We start from the raw sequence: 16,184 nt of genomic DNA, 5'->3' as shown, positions 1-16,184 counted from the left end.
CGGGATAGACGGCGACGGTGTTGGTGATCTCGTTGATCGGGGCGATGCCGCCGGGCCTCAGGTCGTCGGTCGAGCCGCTGTAGCCCACCGAGCGGTATTCCTTCCAGCCCCCGGCGAACGTGAGGTCGGTGGATCCGACCGCGCGGCAGGGGCCGGGCGGGCTGCCGACGTTATCGCGCGGTGGTTCGTGCCGGTCGGCATACGAATACGGTTGCAGCCCTTCGAAATTGGCGATGCGACGCGCGTCGGCCAGGCTGATGACCAATGATTCGGCGTACGCGTGTTCGGGAGCCGTCGCCGCGGTTTTGCTCGGCGAGTGCGAGCACGCCGACACGACCACCGCGGCGCCGCAGGCGATGACGGCCGAAGCCCTGCCCAGCACCGACAGGCGCCGGCGAAAACGGCTCGACCGCGAACTCGACGCCATGGTCACCTATGTTAGGGCCGCGCGGCGAGTCCGATGAGTACTTGGTCAACGCCGGCGGCGTGTCGACGCGCCGGGGCCTCAGGCTCCGGTCTCGGCGAGTTTGGCCTTGACCTGGGCCGCACTCGGGTTGGTCAGCGTCGACCCGTCGGCGAACTTCACCGTCGGCACCGTCCTGTTGCCGCCGTTGACCGAACCGACGAACTCGGCCGCCGAGGGGTCCTGCTCGATGTCGACCGCCTGGTAAGGGATTCCGTTGGACTTCAGCACGGTCATCAGGCGGTGGCAGTAGCCACACCACGAGGTGGTGTAGACGGTGATCGGGGCAGAGGTCATAGCCCTTTAACGTAGCCGGGCGGCACCGTGTTCCGCGCCGGGGGCGTCGCGCGCGTGCCGGCGTGTCACGGCAACTCGCCGACGCGCACCGGGCGGCGCCCCGGTTTGTCGGCCTTCGCTGTCAAGATGGACGCCATGCCGACGGTCGCCGACGCCTTGACCGCCGGGCTGGACGACGAGCAGCGCGAGGCGGTGCTGGCTCCGCGCGGCCCGGTCTGTGTGCTCGCGGGCGCCGGGACCGGCAAGACCCGCACCATCACGCACCGCATCGCCCAGCTGGTGGCGAGCGGTCACGTGGCCGCCGGGCAGGTGCTGGCGGTCACCTTCACCCAGCGGGCCGCGGGGGAGATGCGTTCCCGGCTGCGCGCGCTGGACGCCGCCGCGGGCACGGACACCGGCGTCGGCGGGGTGCAGGCCCTGACATTTCACGCCGCCGCGCACCGGCAGCTGCGGTACTTCTGGCCCCGGGTGGTCGGCGACACCGGCTGGCAGCTGCTGGACACCAAGTTCGCGGTGGTGGCGCGGGCGGCCAGCCGCTCCCGGATCAACGCCAGCACCGAGGACGTCCGCGACCTGGCGGGCGAGATCGAGTGGGCCAAGGCGTCGCTGATCGGTCCGGAGGACTACCCGGCCGCCGTGGCGGCGGCCGGCCGGGACATCCCGTTGGACGCCGCCCGGGTCGCGACCGTGTACGCCGCCTACGAGGCGCTGAAGGTTCGCGACGAGTCCGTGACGCTGCTCGACTTCGACGACCTGCTGCTGCACACCGCCGCCGCGATCGAGAACGACGCCGCGGTGGCCGACGAGTTCCGGGGCCGCTACCGCTGCTTCGTCGTCGACGAATACCAGGACGTCACCCCCTTGCAGCAGCGGGTGCTCACGGCGTGGCTCGGCGACCGGGACGACCTGACCGTCGTCGGCGACGCCAACCAGACCATCTATTCGTTCACCGGGGCCTCACCGCGCTTCCTGCTCGACTTCTCGCGGCGCTATCCCGACGCCACTGTGGTCCGTCTGGAACGTGACTACCGCTCCACCCCCCAGGTGGTGTCGCTGGCCAACCAGGTGATCGCCGCGGCCCGCGGCCGGGTCGCCGGCAGCAAGCTGCACCTGGTGGGCCAGCGCCCGCCGGGGCCGGCGCCGTCGTTCCGCGAGCATCCCGACGAACCGGCCGAGGCCGCCGCGGTCGCGGCTTCGATAGCCCGGCTGATCGAATCGGGCACTCCGTCGTCGGAGATCGCCGTGCTGTACCGCGTCAATGCCCAGTCGGAGGCCTATGAGGAGGCGTTGACCGAGGCCGGCATCCCCTATCAGGTCCGGGGCGGCGAGGGGTTCTTCACCCGTCAAGAGATCAAGCAGGCGCTGGTGGCACTGCAGCGGGCGGCCGAGCGCGGTGCCGAAAACGGTTCGGCGGGGCCGCTGCCCGCGGTCGTGCGGGGGGTCCTGGAACCCCTCGGGCTGACGGCGGAGCCGCCGGTCGGCACCCGCGCCCGGGAGCGCTGGGAGGCGCTGACCGCGCTGGCCGAGTTGGTCGACGACGAGGTGGCTCAGCGGCCGCAGCTGGAGCTCACCGGCCTGCTCGCCGAACTCCGGTTGCGCGCGGACGCGCGGCACCCACCGGTGGTGCAGGGCGTCACGCTGGCCTCGCTGCACGCAGCCAAGGGTCTGGAGTGGGATGCGGTGTTCCTGGTCGGCCTGGCCGACGGCACCATGCCCATCTCGCACGCGCTGGCGCACGGCCCCGACAGCGAGGCCGTCGAAGAGGAGCGTCGGCTGCTCTACGTCGGAATCACCAGGGCGCGAACGCATCTGGCGCTCAGCTGGGCGCTGGCCCGCAGCCCCGGCGGGCGGCAGGGCCGCAAGCCGTCACGGTTCCTGAACGGCATCGCGCCGCAGGCGCGCGCCGACGCCGCGCCGGCCAAGTCCCGTCGCAACAAGGGCACCGCGACGCGCTGCCGGATCTGCAACAAGGACCTGTCCACCGCGGCGGCGGTCATGCTGCGGCGCTGTGAGACGTGTGCGGCCGACGTCGACGAGGAGTTGCTACTGCGGCTCAAGGCGTGGCGGCTGGACATCGCCAAGGAGCAGAAGGTGCCCGCGTATGTCGTGTTCACCGACAACACGCTGATCGCGATCGCCGAGCTGCGGCCCGACGACGAGGACGCGCTGATCGCCATCCCCGGCATCGGCGCGCGCAAGCTGGAACAGTACGGGCCCGACGTCCTGGAGCTGGTACGCGCACGCTGACCGGTAAAGGCGCAGGTCAGAAAATCGGTTGTGGTGAACGGCGGCGACGATCTACCCTCGAAACCGCGTCCTGCGCTAATGGAAGGAGGGTGGCCGCGATGATCAACGACGTGTTCGGTGTGGGCGTGGCCGCCCTGGCGGCCGCGCTTAAGCATGCCGCCCACACCGCCGTGCCGGCGGCCGCGCTCAAGCATCGCGCCGCCGCCGCCGCGACGAACGCGTCCGTGCGACTCGGGGTCCACCGAATGGCTACGTAACTCCCCGGTTTTCACCGAATGGCCACGGACCCGAAGTCAAGGATCCGTGGCCACAGTCTTTTCGGGCGCAAGCCCGCTACCTGGTCCGGATCCGAACAAGAAGGAAGCCCCGACCAGGAAGCAGGTGAGCAGGACATGCCGGTACTGACCGTCCCCGGACAGCCGTCGGCGGTGTTGCCGTGTCACGCCGGCGACCCCGACCTCTGGTTCGCTGACGCCCCGGCCGACCTCGAGCGCGCCAAGGCCCTCTGCGGGGGCTGCCCGATCCGGCGGCAGTGCCTGGCGTCGGCGCTGGAGCGGGCCGAGCCGTGGGGGGTGTGGGGCGGCGAGATCCTCGACCGGGGCTCGATCCTGACCTTCAAACGACCGCGCGGGCGGCCCCGCAAAGACGAGGCCGCGGCCTAGACGATGGCGCTGTCGGGCTCGGCGAAGCCGGGGATCAGCTCCTCGGACAGCGCCTTGATCGGCACCCGGGCGTCCAGCTGGCACAGGATCGCGGCCACCGAGGCGATGACGCGCATCGGGATGGCCAGCTTGGGCGGCAGGTCCATCTGCCGGGCGGTCTTGATCTGCGACACCGACCGGTCGATCTGGCCCACGGTCATGCGCTGCAGCCACTTGCGCGTGTAGTGGAATTCGTCGACCTCGATGGGCTCGACGTACTGGCGCAGCATCTCGTCGATGTCGCGCACCGACACCTGCTGGCCTTTCTGGATGAACCCGACCTTCTCCATCGTCGGCAACAGCAGGTCGTAGTTCTTGTCGCGGGCCAGGCGGATCGTCATGCCCAGCTCGATCGGGTAGCCGCCCGGAAGGGGGGCGACGGCGCCGAAGTCGATGACGCCCATCCGGTCGTCGGGCAGCAGCATGAAGTTGCCCGGGTGGGCGTCGCCGTGCAGCATCCCCAGCCGTCGCGGCGCGTCGAAGGTGAGCTCGAGCAGCCGCGTGCCGATGAGGTCGCGCTGCTCGCGGGTGCCGGTGCGGATGATCTCGGCCAGCGGCAAGCCGTCGATCCACTCCTGGACCACGACCTTGGGTGCGCTGGCAACGACGTGGGGGATCGCGAAGTGCGGGTGTCCCTCGTAGGCCTTGGCGAACGCGCGCTGGTTGTCGGCCTCCAGCCGGTAGTCGAGTTCCATCTCGGTGCGTTCGACGAGTTCGTCGACGATGCCCTGGACGTCGGCGCCCGGGGCGAGCTGTTTGACCACGCCGACCATCCGCTGCATGGTCTTGAGGTCGGCGCGCAGCGCCTCGTCGGCGCCCGGGTACTGGATCTTGACGGCCACCGGGCGGCCGTCGGACCAGACCGCCTTGTGCACCTGGCCGATGCTGGCCGACGCGACGGGCTTGTCGTCGAACGAACTGAACCGTTCGCGCCACTTGGTGCCCAGCTGGCCGTCGAGCACCCGATGCACCTTGTTGGCCGGCAGCGGCGGGGCATCCTTCTGCAGCTTGGTCAACGCCTCGCGGTACGGCTCGCCGTACTCGTCCGGGATGGCGGCCTCCATGACCGACAGGGCCTGGCCCACCTTCATCGCCCCGCCTTTGAGCTCGCCCAAGACGGTGAACAGCTGGTTGGCGGCTTTCTCCATCAATTCGGCCTGGACTTCGTCCCTCGACTTGCCGGTCAGCCGTTTGCCGAAGCCGAGCGCCGCGCGGCCGGCGAAGCCGACCGGGATGCTGGCCAGCTTCGCGTTCCGCGCCGCACGGCCACGTTTGATGTCTGCCACGTATCCATCATCCATGACGGCCGGCTCGGCTCGCGCTTGATCTTCACAACATCTCCTAGCCGCGCGGCCGGCGGCCGGTGGCCCTAAGTTGTCCTTGCGGGTCGCACCAGCCGGCCCCGCGAAGGACGCTTCCGAAAGGCGGTATCGGCCAGGCCATGTCAGCAAAACAATCGCAGCACGACGCCGCGGACTCCCTGTTCAGGGCGATCATCGAAACGCTGGACAAACACCGCACCGACCGCACCCTGACCGCGGAGATCCTGCACCAGCTCGCGACGGCCTACGAATCGGTGTCGGCGAACGTTCCGGAGCAGGGGCGCCTGGGTTAGTTCCGCGCCGTCAGCACGCGCAGAGCGGATGCCGGGTCCATTCGCGCGCGACGATGACGCCCGCGTTGAGGTCGAATTCCAGTGTGGCGTTCAACGTCTGGGGCTCGGGTACGGCCTCTTGGTTGCGGACCGCCGCGATCACCCGGTTCACCTGGCTCAGCGCCAGCGCCGCGGTCGCCAGCAGCGTGGCCCGGTCGGCCACGCCGACGGTTTCCCGCAGCTGCGCCGAGATCGTCGGCCACGCCGCGTCGCGGTCGCGCCGATGCAGGTCGGCGCAGCCCAGGCAACTGGTGGTGCCGGGGATGACCAGCGGACCGACCAGCCCGACGCCGTCACGGACCCGTACCGGCAGGTGGGGGACGCGCTCGGCGTGCAACTCGCGGACCATGCGGGGATCGGCGACCAGGTAATCGGACAGCACCACCAGGTCGACGGCGCCGACCGACACGGCGGCGTGCGGTTGGCTGCTGTGGGCGATCCGTGCGCCCGAGCAGCGCAACGCCTCGACCAGCAGCTCCGAGAGCGGTCCGCGGCCGTGGATCCGGATGGACGGCGCCCGGCCGCGGGACGTCGCGCATTCGGTGGCGACGCCCGCACCGACCAGCCGGGCGACCAGGTCGCTCAGCCCCGCGGCGTCCTGCAGGCCGCGGTCGGCGGCCCGGCGGCGCAACTCCGAGAGCGGCATCGGTGATCGCATGGACCGCAGCAAGCCGGCCAGCTCCGCCGGGGTCAGGTCACCCGGGGGGCGCACCAGCACGGCCCGGCGGGGATCCCAGCCGACCTGCACCGCGCCGTCGGGGCGCAGCAGCACCGGCATGGCCGGGTCCAGCGCATAGGTGGGAACCGGTGACACGGGTGCACTGTGCCACGCCGGAGGCGATGGGCCCGGTCAGTTATCCACAGGACCAACGCGGGATCGCGTCGCCGTCAACCTTGGCCGTAAGCGTCAGGGTTGTCCGGCCGGTGCGGGCGGCGGCGGCGGTGGGCACGGCTTGCCGCCGCGTATGCCGATGACCGTTCCGTTCGTCGTGGTTACCGGTCCGACCGTCACGCCGCAGGGCCAGTTCGCTATGTTGCCTGGGTCATTCGGGTCCGGGGCAGGATCCGCTTGCGCGAGCCCTGCGCTGAAGGCCAGGGCGACTACCGCCAGCCCCGCAGCGAAGATTGGTTGTGTTCGCATTTCCCCACCTCAATCGATCCGTCCGTAGCCAGCATCGCGTTGCTAGCGTAGTGCACCGGGCCGACCCGATCGACCTTTGCCAAGCATCGCGCACGCTACCCGTAGACGTGGGGAACAGTGCGTGAACTATGCGCGAATCACCTTGTGAGGCAGGGTGTTTCGTGGTATGGCGCGGTCAGTTCTGCACGGGACCGGGGCCCGGGTCCTCGGGGTTCTCCTCCAGCTTGGCGATCGCCTCGTCGATGCCGCTGGTGTCACCGCCGATGACCCGGTCGATGAAGCCGGCCGGGTCGTCGAGGTCCTCGGCGTTGGGCAACAGGTCGGGGTGTTGCCAGATGGCGTCGCGGGCGTCCACGCCGGCGGCCTCGGTGAGGCGCTCCCACAGGGCGGCGGCTTCGCGCATCTTGCGGGGCCGCAGCTCCAGGCCCACCAGGGTCGCGAACGTCTGCTCGGCCGGACCGCCGGTGGCGCGGCGGCGGCGCAGCGTCTCGCTGAGCGCGGCCGCCCCCGGGATGCGGTCGCCCAGGGCCGCGGTCACCACCACCTGCACCCAGCCCTCGATCAACGCCAGCAGCGTCTCGAGGCGTTCCAGCGCCTGCGTCTGCGCCGGGGTCGCCTTGGGCTCGAAAACGCCTTGTCCCAAGAGGTTTTCGATGGCAGCCGGATCGGACAACGTCGCCGGGTTGAAGTCGCGGGCCAGCTCCTCGATCCCGCTCATGTCGATCTGCATGCCGCGCGCGTAGGCCTCGACGGCGCCCAGCAGCTGGCTCGAGAGCCAGGGCACGTGGCTGAACAGCCGGTGGTGGGCGGCCTCCCGTGCGGCCAGGAACGTCAGGATCTCGCTGCGGGGCTGCTCGAGCCCGGCCGCGAACGACTCGACGGCGTCGGGAAGGATGGCGGCGACGCCCTTGGGCCCCAACGGAAGGCCGATGTCGGTCGACGTCAGCACCTCGCGCGACAGCCGGCCGAGCGCCTGCCCCAGCTGGGAGCCGAACGCCATGCCGCCCATCTGCGACATCACCGCCATCAGCGGGCCGGCCATGCTCTTGGCCTCCTCGGGCAGCGACGACGCCCAGACCGTCGAAATCTGCTGCGCCATCGGGTCGCACAACCGCTTCCACGTCTGGAGGCTGTTGTCGACCCAGTCGGCCGGAGTCCAGCCCACCGCCTTGCTCGTGCCCGCGGGCAGCGCGGTGGCGCCGTCCAGCCAGGTTTCGGCGAGGTGCACCGCGTCGGCGATCGCCGACTGCGTGGTGGCCGGGATCGGCGCCACGAACCCGATCGAGTTGGTCGCCACCCGGCGCGCCAACTCGTAGTTGACCGGTCCCGACGTCTCGCCGCCGGCCATCACGGTGCCGGCGCTGGAAAACATTTGACCGAGCTGGGTGAAGATCTGTCCCAGGTCGCCCATCCCGAACGCCCCGAACGGATCGGAGCCGCCGGACCCCGAGTGGGGGTCCTTCTTCCCGGGTTTGTCGGGGTCTTCTCCGGGGGAGAAGCCGAAAGGCAGGTCAGCCATACCGTCAACGGTACTCACCGCGGGAACCCGAGGGGCGGTCTCGGGTCAGCTTGTGGCTGAACCGGGCGCGTCGGGCGCCGTCTAGTGTGATCGGCGTGAACAGGCGGATTCTGACCTTGATGGTCGCGCTGGTGCCGATCCTGGTCTTCGGCGTGTTGCTCGCGGTGGTGACGGTGCCGTTCGTCTCGCTGGGCCCCGGCCCCACCTTCGACACGCTCGGCGAGGTCGACGGCAAGCAGGTGGTGGCGATCGAGGGCACCGCGACGCATCCGACCACCGGGCACCTGAACATGACCACGGTCTCTCAGCGCGACGAGCTGACCCTGGGGGAGGCGCTGACGCTGTGGCTCTCCGGCCAGGAGCAGCTGGTCCCGCGGGACCTGATCTACCCGCCGGGCAAGTCGCGGGACGAGGTCGACAAGGCCAACAACGCGGACTTCAAGGACTCCGAGGACAGCGCCGAGTACGCCGCCCTGGGCTACCTCAAGTACCCGGCCGCGGTCACCGTCGCGAAGGTCACCGATCCGGGCCCGTCGGCGGGCAAGCTGAAGGACGGCGACGCCATCGACGCCGTCAACGGCACCCCGGTGGCCGACGTCGAGCAGTTCACCGGGCTGCTCAAGGGCACCAAACCCGGTCAGACGGTGACGATCGATTACCGGCGCAAGAACGAACCGGCCGGCGTCACGCAAATTACGCTCGGCGCGAACAAGGACCGCGACTACGGCTTCCTCGGTGTGGCCGTCCTGACCGCGCCCTGGGCGCCTTTCGTGGTCAACTTCAACCTCGCCAACGTGGGCGGCCCGTCGGCCGGCTTGATGTTCAGCCTGGCGGTGGTCGACAAGCTGACCACCGGTGACCTGGCCGGGTCGAAGTTCATCGCGGGGACCGGCACCATCTCGGCCGACGGGAAGGTCGGCCAGATCGGCGGCATCACGCACAAGATGGTCGCGGCCCACGCGGCCGGTGCGACCGTGTTCCTGGTGCCGGCCAAGAACTGTTACGAGGCGAACTCGGACAACCCGTCCGGCCTGCGCCTGGTGAAGGTGGAGACCCTCGGCCAGGCGGTCGAGGCGCTGCACGCGGTCACGTCGGGGGGGCAGCCGCCGAGCTGCTGAAAGCACGGCCGGGATCGCAGGTCGCCCGATGCGTAGAGTTGTCACCGTCGATCAATCGAGCAGGGAGCGTAGCCAGTGGGGATGCGGCCCACCGCACGGATGCCGAAGCTGACCCGGCGTAGCCGGATTCTGATCCTGATCGCACTCGGTGTGATCGCTTTGCTGCTCGCCGGTCCGCGGCTGATCGACGCGTATGTGGACTGGCTGTGGTTCGGCGAGCTGGGCTACCGCTCGGTGTTCACGACCGTGCTGGTCACCCGTTTCGTGGTCTTCCTGGTGGCCGGTCTGCTGGTGGGCGGGATCGTGTTCGCCGGTCTGGCGGTGGGCTACCGCACCCGCCCGGTGTTCGTGCCGAGCAACGACAACGACCCGGTGGCCCGCTACCGCGCCGTCGTCCTGTCCCGGTTGCGGCTGGTCGGCATCGGGGTGCCGATCGCGATCGGCCTGCTGGCCGGCATCGTCGCGCAAAGCTATTGGGTGCGAATCCAACTGTTCATGCACGGCGGGGACTTCGGCATCCGGGACCCACAGTTCGGCAAGGATCTCGGCTTCTACGCGTTCGACCTGCCGTTCTACCGGCTGCTGCTCAGCTACCTGTTCGTCGCCGTATTCCTGGCCTTCGTGGCCAACCTGTTGACGCACTACATCTTTGGCGGCATCCGGCTGTCGGGCCGCACCGGCGCGCTGAGCCGCTCGGCCCGCATCCAGCTGGTCACCCTGGTGGGGCTGTTGGTGGTGCTCAAGGCGGTCGCGTACTGGCTGGACCGCTACGAGCTGTTGTCCCACACCCGCGGCGGGAAGCCCTTCACCGGCGCCGGGTACACCGACATCAACGCGGTGCTGCCGGCGAAGCTGATCCTGATGGCGATCGCGTTGATCTGCGCGGGCGCGGTCTTCTCCGCGATCGTCCTGCGCGACTTGCGGATTCCCGCGATCGGCCTGGTGTTGTTGCTGCTGTCGTCGCTGATCGTTGGCGCCGGGTGGCCGCTGATCGTCGAGCAGATCAGCGTCAAACCCAATGCCGCGCAGAAGGAAAGCGAGTACATCGGCCGCAGCATCACCGCGACGCGGCAGGCGTATGGCTTGACCTCGGACGTGGTGACCTATCGCACCTACGCCGGCGACACCCAGGCCACTGCCCAGCAGGTGGCCGACGACCGGGCGACCACCTCCAACATCCGGCTGCTCGACCCGACGATCGTCAGCCCGGCGTTCACGCAGTTCCAGCAGGGCAAGAACTTCTACTATTTCCCCGACCAGCTGTCCATCGACCGGTACGTCGACCGCAACGGCTCGCTGCGCGACTACGTCGTCGCGGCCCGCGAACTCAACCCCGACCGGCTGATCGACAACCAGCGGGACTGGATCAACCGGCACACCGTATACACCCACGGCAACGGGTTCATCGCCTCGCCGGCCAACACGGTGCGCGGAATCGCCAACGACCCCAACCAGAACGGCGGCTATCCCGAATTCCTGGTCAACGTCGTGGGCGCCAACGGCAACGTGGTGTCCGACGGCCCGGCGCAGCTCGACCAGCCGCGCATCTACTACGGCCCGGTCATCTCCAACACGTCGGCCGACTACGCGATCGTCGGACGCAACGGTGCCGACCGCGAGTACGACTACGAGACCAGCGCCGACACCAAGAACTACACCTACACCGGGCTCGGGGGAGTGCCCGTCGGCGACTGGCTGTCGCGCAGCGTGTTCGCCGCCAAGTTCGCGGAGCGAAACTTCCTGTTCTCCAACGTGATCGGCTCCAACAGCCGGATCCTGTTCAACCGCGACCCGGCCCGCCGGGTGGAGGCGGTGGCGCCCTGGCTGACCACCGACAGCTCGGTGTACCCGGCGATCGTCAACAAGCGACTGGTGTGGATCATCGACGGCTACACGACCCTGGACAACTACCCGTATTCCGAACTGACCTCGCTGGAATCGGCCACCGCCGACTCCAACGAGGTGGCCTTCAACAAGCTGGCCCCCAATAAGGACGTCTCCTACATCCGCAACTCGGTGAAGGCCACGGTGGACGCCTATGACGGCACCGTCACGCTGTATCAGCAGGACGAGCAGGATCCGGTGCTCAAGGCGTGGATGCAGGTCTTCCCCGGCACGGTCAAGCCCAAGAGCGACATCACCCCCGAGCTGGCCGAGCATCTGCGCTATCCCGAAGACCTGTTCAAGGTGCAGCGGATGCTGCTGGCCAAATACCACGTCAACGATCCGGTGACGTTCTTCTCCACCTCGGACTTCTGGGATGTGCCGCTGGACCCGAACCCGACCGCCAGCAGCTATCAGCCGCCGTATTACATCGTGGCGAAAAACATTGCCAAGAACGACAATTCGTCTTCGTATCAGCTGACCAGCGCGATGAACAGGTTCAAGCGTGACTATCTGGCGGCCTACATCAGCGCCAGCTCCGACCCGGCGACCTACGGCAGGATCACCGTGCTGACCATCCCGGGCCAGGTCAACGGGCCCAAGCTGGCGAACAACGCCATCACCACCGACCCGGCGGTGTCCCAGGACCTCGGTGTGATCGGGCGCGACAACCAGAACCGGATCCGCTGGGGCAACCTGCTCACCCTGCCGGTGGGCCAGGGCGGCCTGCTCTATGTCGAACCCGTCTACGCCTCCCCGGGGGCCAGCGACGCCGCCTCGTCGTACCCGCGGCTGATCCGGGTGGCGATGATGTACAACGACAAGATCGGCTACGGGCCCACGGTGCGCGACGCCCTGACCGGGTTGTTCGGTCCCGGCGCGGGTGCGGCCGCGACGGGCATTCAGCCGACCGATGCCGGGAACAACCCGCAGGCGGCCCCGCCCGTCACGCCGCCCCCTCCGGCCGGTCCACCGGGGTCGCCGCCGCCCGCGGCGGTTCCGCCGGTCGCGGACGGGTCGGTGACGCTGTCTCCGGCCAAAGCCGCGGCGCTGCAAGAGATTCAGACGGCGCTGGGCGCGGCCAAGGACGCTCAGAAGAAGGGCGATTTCGCCGGTTACGGCGCCGCCCTGCAGCGGTTGGACGACGCGATCACCAAGTACAACAACACCAAATAGCTTGCCTTCGCGGTCTGCTGAGCCGCCCTGCGTTAACTGACTACCTGGCCAGACAAACAGATATTGGTTTCTCGGCACTCGGCATAGATCGGACGTGTTCGTGCGTTGCTATTGCGGGGCGTGATCTCGTTGCCGGCAACGGCAGGCTAAAGGAGTCGATGGTGGGCCAGTCCGAAACGGATCGGATGACCGAGTCTATGGCCGGGGGTAGGCATGCGGGCGCGACGGGCGGCTCGTTTCGCCACGACGGTCGCGGCGTCATCGAGAGCGCATTTGAACTGCTGGAACACGTGGGTGCGTTGGAACCGGTGCGGCTGCTTGAGTTGGCGAATGCGAGCGGGATCCCGCGGGAGACGGTCCGTCGACTGCTGCAGCAGTTGATCGCCGTCGGGGCGGTCAGGCGTGACGGTACCCGCTACCGACTCGGCGCGAGCTTGTTGGGGTTGGGTTCGCGGGTGAGCCCGGAGCGGCAATTGCGCGTGGTCGCCCGGCGACCGATCGCCGAACTCGCGACCGCCACGGGGGCTGCGGTTCAGTTGTCTGCGGTGATCGGCGGGGAACCGGTGTTCCTGGACGCGGTGGACGCCCGCGTACCGGTGGGATTCACAGCCGAACCCGGAGCCAAGGTACCGTCGGGCACCGCGGCGGCGCGCGCCTATGCCGAATTAGGCCGTGCCGCACCAATAGTGGATGCCGGCGGCGTACACGCGAATCTCAGCTGTGTTGCCGTAGCGATTCCTCTCGGCGGCAATGCGGCGGCAGCCGTGTCGACTGTCATCGCCCAACGGCGCCCTCCGCTCGGACTGCTGGCTGCCACCAGGGCGACCGGGACCCGCATCGTCAGCCTCCTTCGCACGCCGTGAAAGGGTGACCGGCGGGAAAACCCACTGAGTGGGCACGGGCTGGCCGTGGCCCCCGTCGCTTCTTAACGTCACAAGTGTGACGGGAGATGCGGCCAAGAACGGCGCGGAAGTATTACTGGCGCAGCTGCAATCTCAGGGCGTGGACTGCATTTTCGCCTCTCCCATCGCCGTGATGGCGCCGGTGTGGGAAGCGCTTGCCCGGCGGGCCGATGACATGACGCTGCGCTACTTCCGATGTCGTCATGAGTTGCTTGCGGTAAGCCTGGCATCGGGCTACTACAAGGCCACCGGCCGAAGCCAGATCGTCTTCTTGCCGACATCACTGGGAGTTCAAAACGCGTCGATGGCGCTGAGCACCGCGCTGCAGGAGCGCACACCGATGACGGTGCTGTCGCCCGACACGCTGAGCTATGGCGATGACCCCGACGGCGATCCTGGTGCCGAATGGCCCTCACTGCTCACTGACCATGCTGGCCCGGCCCGCCATGGCGAAGTCGTCGTCAAGTGGGCGAAGCGCGCACGCACGCCTTCGGATCTGGTTCATGAACTCCGGCGCGCCTGCTTCATCGCCGAGTCCGTCCCAACGGGACCAACGTTGCTCGAGGTTCCATTTCAGTTGTTGATGGCCGACGGTCACCCTGAAGTCCCCGCCTGGGTTTCCCCGGCACCGATTGTCGCGACACCAGAACATATCGACCGAGTGGCCGAAATTCTCGTGGGCGCCACCAATCCCGTCATCATCACCGAACACGGCGGGCGCACCGACGCTGACCGCAACGCCCTAAAAGAAATTGCCGAGGCACTGTCGGCGCCCGTATTCGAATTCTGGAATCCCGCCTATCACAACTTCCCGCGGTCGCATCCGCTGTACGGGGCGGGGCCGGTGGAAGCGGTGTTGGGCGAAGCCGACGCCGTACTCCTGGCCGGCTGCAACGGACTATGGCACCCGCCAAATGCGGCGTTACGCCCAGGATGCGCCGTCATCCACCTCGAGCAAGACCCGCTGCGCCCGCGAGCCGCCTACTGGGGATACCCCACCACCGAGGCGGTCGCGGGCGACCTCTCGCTCAACCTGGCTGGCCTCGCGTCCAATCTGCGAACGCGGTCGGCTGCACGGGCCGAGGCCGGCGAGCGGTGGGCCGGCTTTACGCAGAGCATCCGCGCCCACGGCATCGAAGAGGCCCGCCAATTGGCCTCGCAGGCAACCGATTTCGTGCCAGCAGCCAGCTTGTTCGGCGCGTTGCACGATGCGCTGCCCGAGGACGCGATCTGTGTCGATGAGATCACGTCTCAAGTGCCGCAGATGATTCAGTTCCTATACGCCCGCAAGCCTTTCCAGCAGTATCGCGGATGGGCCGGGGCGCTGGGCACCGGGCTGGGCACCGCGCTCGGCGTCAAACTGGCGCGCCCCGGGCAGCCGGTCGTCTGCATCGTCGGCGACGGGGCGTGGCACTACAATCCCGTTCCGGCTGCCCTCGGATTCGCAGAGGAACACGGCGCCCCGCTGTTCATCGTGCTGTGCAACAACCGGCAGTACGCATCCCAGACCCGGAATCTCCTCAAGTACTACCCCGATAGCGCCGCGGTCCGCGAAGCGAATTTCGTCGGCAACGTCATTGAGCCAATGCCCGACTACGTGAAGCAGGCCGAAGCCTACGGCGGCACGGGTGAACGCGTGCAGAAACCCGACGAGCTGGCCGGGGCGGTGAAGCGCGCCCTCGAAGCCGTCGCGTCCGGACAGACGTTCTTGCTCGACGTCATCGTCCAACCGTAGGAGCCAAATGAGTACGACCGATGCGATAGGCGCGGCCGCCGACGGTGTGCCGTTGATCTGGAACGGGGCGGTGCAACATCGTCCGGCTTTGATCGTGCGGGCCGAGTCACCGGGCGACGTACAGCAAACCATCCGTGTGGCGCGTGACCGAGGGATGCGGCTGTCGGTGCTCGGCGGCGGCCACGACTGGGCGGGTCGCGCTGTATGCGACGGCGGTCTGGTGATCGACATGTCCGGGATGCGAAGTGTCACTGTCGATAGCGGGGCCCGGGTCGCAACAGTGGGCGGGGGTGTCATCGCCGGCGACCTGATCGACGCGGTCGCGCCGTACGGGCTGGTCGCCGCTACCGGCAACTGCGGCGGCGTTGGCATCACCGGCCTGACACTCGGCGGGGGCTACGGACCGCTCAACGGGCGGTTCGGCCTTGCATCAGACAACCTGCTCGGCGCCGAGGTTGTCCTGGCGGATGGTCGGATCGTGAAGGCCGACGCGACTCATGAGCCGGAGCTTTTCTGGGCGCTGCGCGGTGGTGGCGGCAACTTCGGCGTGGTCACTTCCATGCGGGTGCAATTGCATCCGCTCGACCGGTTGATCGGCGGAATGATCCTGTTTCCGTGGTCGCAGGGCGCGACGGTGTGGCGTGGGCTGGATGAGGTGTTGTCGACGGCACCGGATGAGTGGACCGTGCTGAGTGGACTGATGTCGGGCCCGGACGGAAATCCGGCCGTTTTTCTAGCCCCGGCCTGGAGCGGCGATCTTCTTTCAGGCCAAGCCGCCGTCGATGCGCTCACTAAACTCGGAACGCCGCTGAGCGGTCAGGTCGCGCCCATGACGTACCGCGAATGGCTGAGCCTATTCGACGCATGGGATGTCCGTGGACAGTGCTGGGCGATCAACACTCGCACGATCGCGGGCTACACACCAGAGGTCATCGACGCGCTCCTCGAGATCGGCCGGACACTGACCCCGCCGCGCAGCGGCATCTCCATCCATCACTGTCATGGCGCGTCGACCCTCGTCGCCCCGGACCAGACCGCGTTCGCGAACCGCCGCCCACATTTCGTCGTCGAGATCATCGCCGGCTGGGAGGGCGGGGACAGCGTCCGTCATCGCGCCTGGGCCGACGCGGCCTCGGCCGCACTTGCCCCACACGCGCTTCCCGGCGGCTACGCCAACCTGCTCGTGCCCGGCGACCATGAGCAGATCGCAAATGCTTACGGCGAGAACGCCATTCGACTCGTCGCCGCCAAGAAACACTACGACCCCGATGGCGTTTTCACCGCCATTCCACTTCCCGGCGTAAGCGAGGGCAAGAGATCAAATGCCGTACATCGCCGATAGTCCGC

At 68.5% G+C, this 16,184-nt stretch carries 13 protein-coding genes and 1 pseudogene; 9 read left to right on the top strand and 5 right to left on the bottom strand.

The genetic code is table 11. From position 1 onward, the window contains the following. A pseudogene (locus A5713_RS06765) lies at nucleotides 1–427 on the bottom strand (hypothetical protein); the annotation flags it as partial. Nucleotides 428–505: 78 nt separating this feature from the next. Further along, nucleotides 506–760, bottom strand: coding sequence for a mycoredoxin Mrx1 (gene mrx1, locus A5713_RS06760; protein ID WP_068093850.1), 255 nt, complete (start codon nucleotides 758–760; stop codon nucleotides 506–508). Between the two features lie 135 nt (nucleotides 761–895). Between mrx1 and A5713_RS06755 the strand changes: the two genes are divergently transcribed. The 3 genes from A5713_RS06755 to A5713_RS06750 all read left to right on the top strand — a co-directional run bounded on the left by A5713_RS06755 (nucleotide 896) and on the right by A5713_RS06750 (nucleotide 3,669). Further along, nucleotides 896–3,007 carry an ATP-dependent DNA helicase UvrD2 gene (locus A5713_RS06755; protein WP_197516318.1) on the top strand — a complete coding sequence of 704 codons (2,112 nt, stop codon included), beginning with the start codon at nucleotides 896–898 and terminating at the stop codon, nucleotides 3,005–3,007. A 98-nt stretch (nucleotides 3,008–3,105) separates the two neighbouring features. Beyond that, nucleotides 3,106–3,264 (top strand): hypothetical protein, encoded by a 159-nt coding sequence (locus A5713_RS28670; RefSeq protein ID WP_197509226.1) that lies wholly within the window; start codon nucleotides 3,106–3,108, stop codon nucleotides 3,262–3,264. A 135-nt stretch (nucleotides 3,265–3,399) separates the two neighbouring features. After that, complete coding sequence (locus tag A5713_RS06750) at nucleotides 3,400–3,669, top strand: WhiB family transcriptional regulator (RefSeq protein ID WP_067923580.1); 270 nt, start codon at nucleotides 3,400–3,402, stop codon at nucleotides 3,667–3,669. On the opposite strand, the gene A5713_RS06745 is transcribed toward A5713_RS06750, so the two are convergent. Next, nucleotides 3,666–5,009 (bottom strand): AarF/ABC1/UbiB kinase family protein, encoded by a 1,344-nt coding sequence (locus A5713_RS06745; protein ID WP_067923577.1) that lies wholly within the window; start codon nucleotides 5,007–5,009, stop codon nucleotides 3,666–3,668. The genes A5713_RS06750 and A5713_RS06745 overlap by 4 nt on opposite strands. A 140-nt stretch (nucleotides 5,010–5,149) precedes the next feature. Between A5713_RS06745 and A5713_RS28665 the strand changes: the two genes are divergently transcribed. Continuing rightward, nucleotides 5,150–5,323 carry a hypothetical protein gene (locus A5713_RS28665; protein WP_197516316.1) on the top strand — a complete coding sequence of 58 codons (174 nt, stop codon included), beginning with the start codon at nucleotides 5,150–5,152 and terminating at the stop codon, nucleotides 5,321–5,323. Nucleotides 5,324–5,333: 10 nt separating this feature from the next. Here the strand turns inward: A5713_RS28665 and A5713_RS06740 are convergent, their stop codons facing one another. Together A5713_RS06740 and A5713_RS06735 are read right to left on the bottom strand one after the other, a co-directional pair. Next, complete coding sequence (locus A5713_RS06740) at nucleotides 5,334–6,140, bottom strand: TOMM precursor leader peptide-binding protein (RefSeq protein WP_068093874.1); 807 nt, start codon at nucleotides 6,138–6,140, stop codon at nucleotides 5,334–5,336. Between the two features lie 538 nt (nucleotides 6,141–6,678). Further along, on the bottom strand, nucleotides 6,679–8,040 hold the full coding sequence (locus A5713_RS06735; RefSeq protein ID WP_197516315.1) for a zinc-dependent metalloprotease: 1,362 nt from the start codon (nucleotides 8,038–8,040) through the stop codon (nucleotides 6,679–6,681). Between the two features lie 77 nt (nucleotides 8,041–8,117). On the opposite strand from A5713_RS06735, the gene A5713_RS06730 reads away from it, so the two are divergent. The 5 genes from A5713_RS06730 to A5713_RS06710 all read left to right on the top strand — a co-directional run bounded on the left by A5713_RS06730 (nucleotide 8,118) and on the right by A5713_RS06710 (nucleotide 16,179). Then, the gene (locus A5713_RS06730; RefSeq protein WP_068093872.1) at nucleotides 8,118–9,140 is read left to right on the top strand and encodes a PDZ domain-containing protein; all 1,023 of its coding nucleotides are present in this window, start codon (nucleotides 8,118–8,120) and stop codon (nucleotides 9,138–9,140) included. A 75-nt stretch (nucleotides 9,141–9,215) separates the two neighbouring features. Beyond that, a complete protein-coding gene (locus tag A5713_RS06725) occupies nucleotides 9,216–12,200 on the top strand; it encodes a UPF0182 family protein (protein WP_068093845.1) in 2,985 nt (994 codons plus the stop codon). Between the two features lie 185 nt (nucleotides 12,201–12,385). Further along, complete coding sequence (locus A5713_RS06720) at nucleotides 12,386–13,063, top strand: helix-turn-helix domain-containing protein (protein ID WP_158243968.1); 678 nt, start codon at nucleotides 12,386–12,388, stop codon at nucleotides 13,061–13,063. 76 nt (nucleotides 13,064–13,139) lie between these two features. Further along, the gene (locus tag A5713_RS06715; protein ID WP_068093839.1) at nucleotides 13,140–14,837 is read left to right on the top strand and encodes a thiamine pyrophosphate-dependent enzyme; all 1,698 of its coding nucleotides are present in this window, start codon (nucleotides 13,140–13,142) and stop codon (nucleotides 14,835–14,837) included. A gap of 7 nt (nucleotides 14,838–14,844) precedes the next feature. Further along, nucleotides 14,845–16,179: an FAD-dependent oxidoreductase gene (locus A5713_RS06710; protein WP_068093838.1), complete on the top strand. Its 1,335-nt coding sequence runs from the start codon at nucleotides 14,845–14,847 to the stop codon at nucleotides 16,177–16,179. Nucleotides 16,180–16,184 lie beyond the last annotated feature (5 nt).

It is taken from the genome of Mycobacterium sp. E2497, assembly GCF_001668695.1.
Taxonomy (GTDB): Bacteria; Actinomycetota; Actinomycetes; order Mycobacteriales; family Mycobacteriaceae; genus Mycobacterium.
This window is presented reverse-complemented; position numbering and strand designations above follow the sequence as displayed.

Bases quoted from the DNA above. Each gene is read 5' to 3' on its own strand.
- A5713_RS28665 (WP_197516316.1), top strand. From the start codon at position 5,150: ATGTCAGCAAAACAATCGCAGCACGACGCCGCGGACTCCCTGTTCAGG.
- A5713_RS06755 (WP_197516318.1), top strand. From the start codon at position 896: ATGCCGACGGTCGCCGACGCCTTGACCGCCGGGCTGGACGACGAGCAG.
- A5713_RS06750 (WP_067923580.1), top strand. From the start codon at position 3,400: ATGCCGGTACTGACCGTCCCCGGACAGCCGTCGGCGGTGTTGCCGTGT.
- A5713_RS06720 (WP_158243968.1), top strand. From the start codon at position 12,386: ATGACCGAGTCTATGGCCGGGGGTAGGCATGCGGGCGCGACGGGCGGC.
- A5713_RS06710 (WP_068093838.1), top strand. From the start codon at position 14,845: ATGAGTACGACCGATGCGATAGGCGCGGCCGCCGACGGTGTGCCGTTG.
- mrx1 (WP_068093850.1), bottom strand. From the start codon at position 760: ATGACCTCTGCCCCGATCACCGTCTACACCACCTCGTGGTGTGGCTAC.
- A5713_RS06740 (WP_068093874.1), bottom strand. From the start codon at position 6,140: ATGCCGGTGCTGCTGCGCCCCGACGGCGCGGTGCAGGTCGGCTGGGAT.
- A5713_RS28670 (WP_197509226.1), top strand. From the start codon at position 3,106: ATGATCAACGACGTGTTCGGTGTGGGCGTGGCCGCCCTGGCGGCCGCG.
- A5713_RS06745 (WP_067923577.1), bottom strand. From the start codon at position 5,009: ATGGATGATGGATACGTGGCAGACATCAAACGTGGCCGTGCGGCGCGG.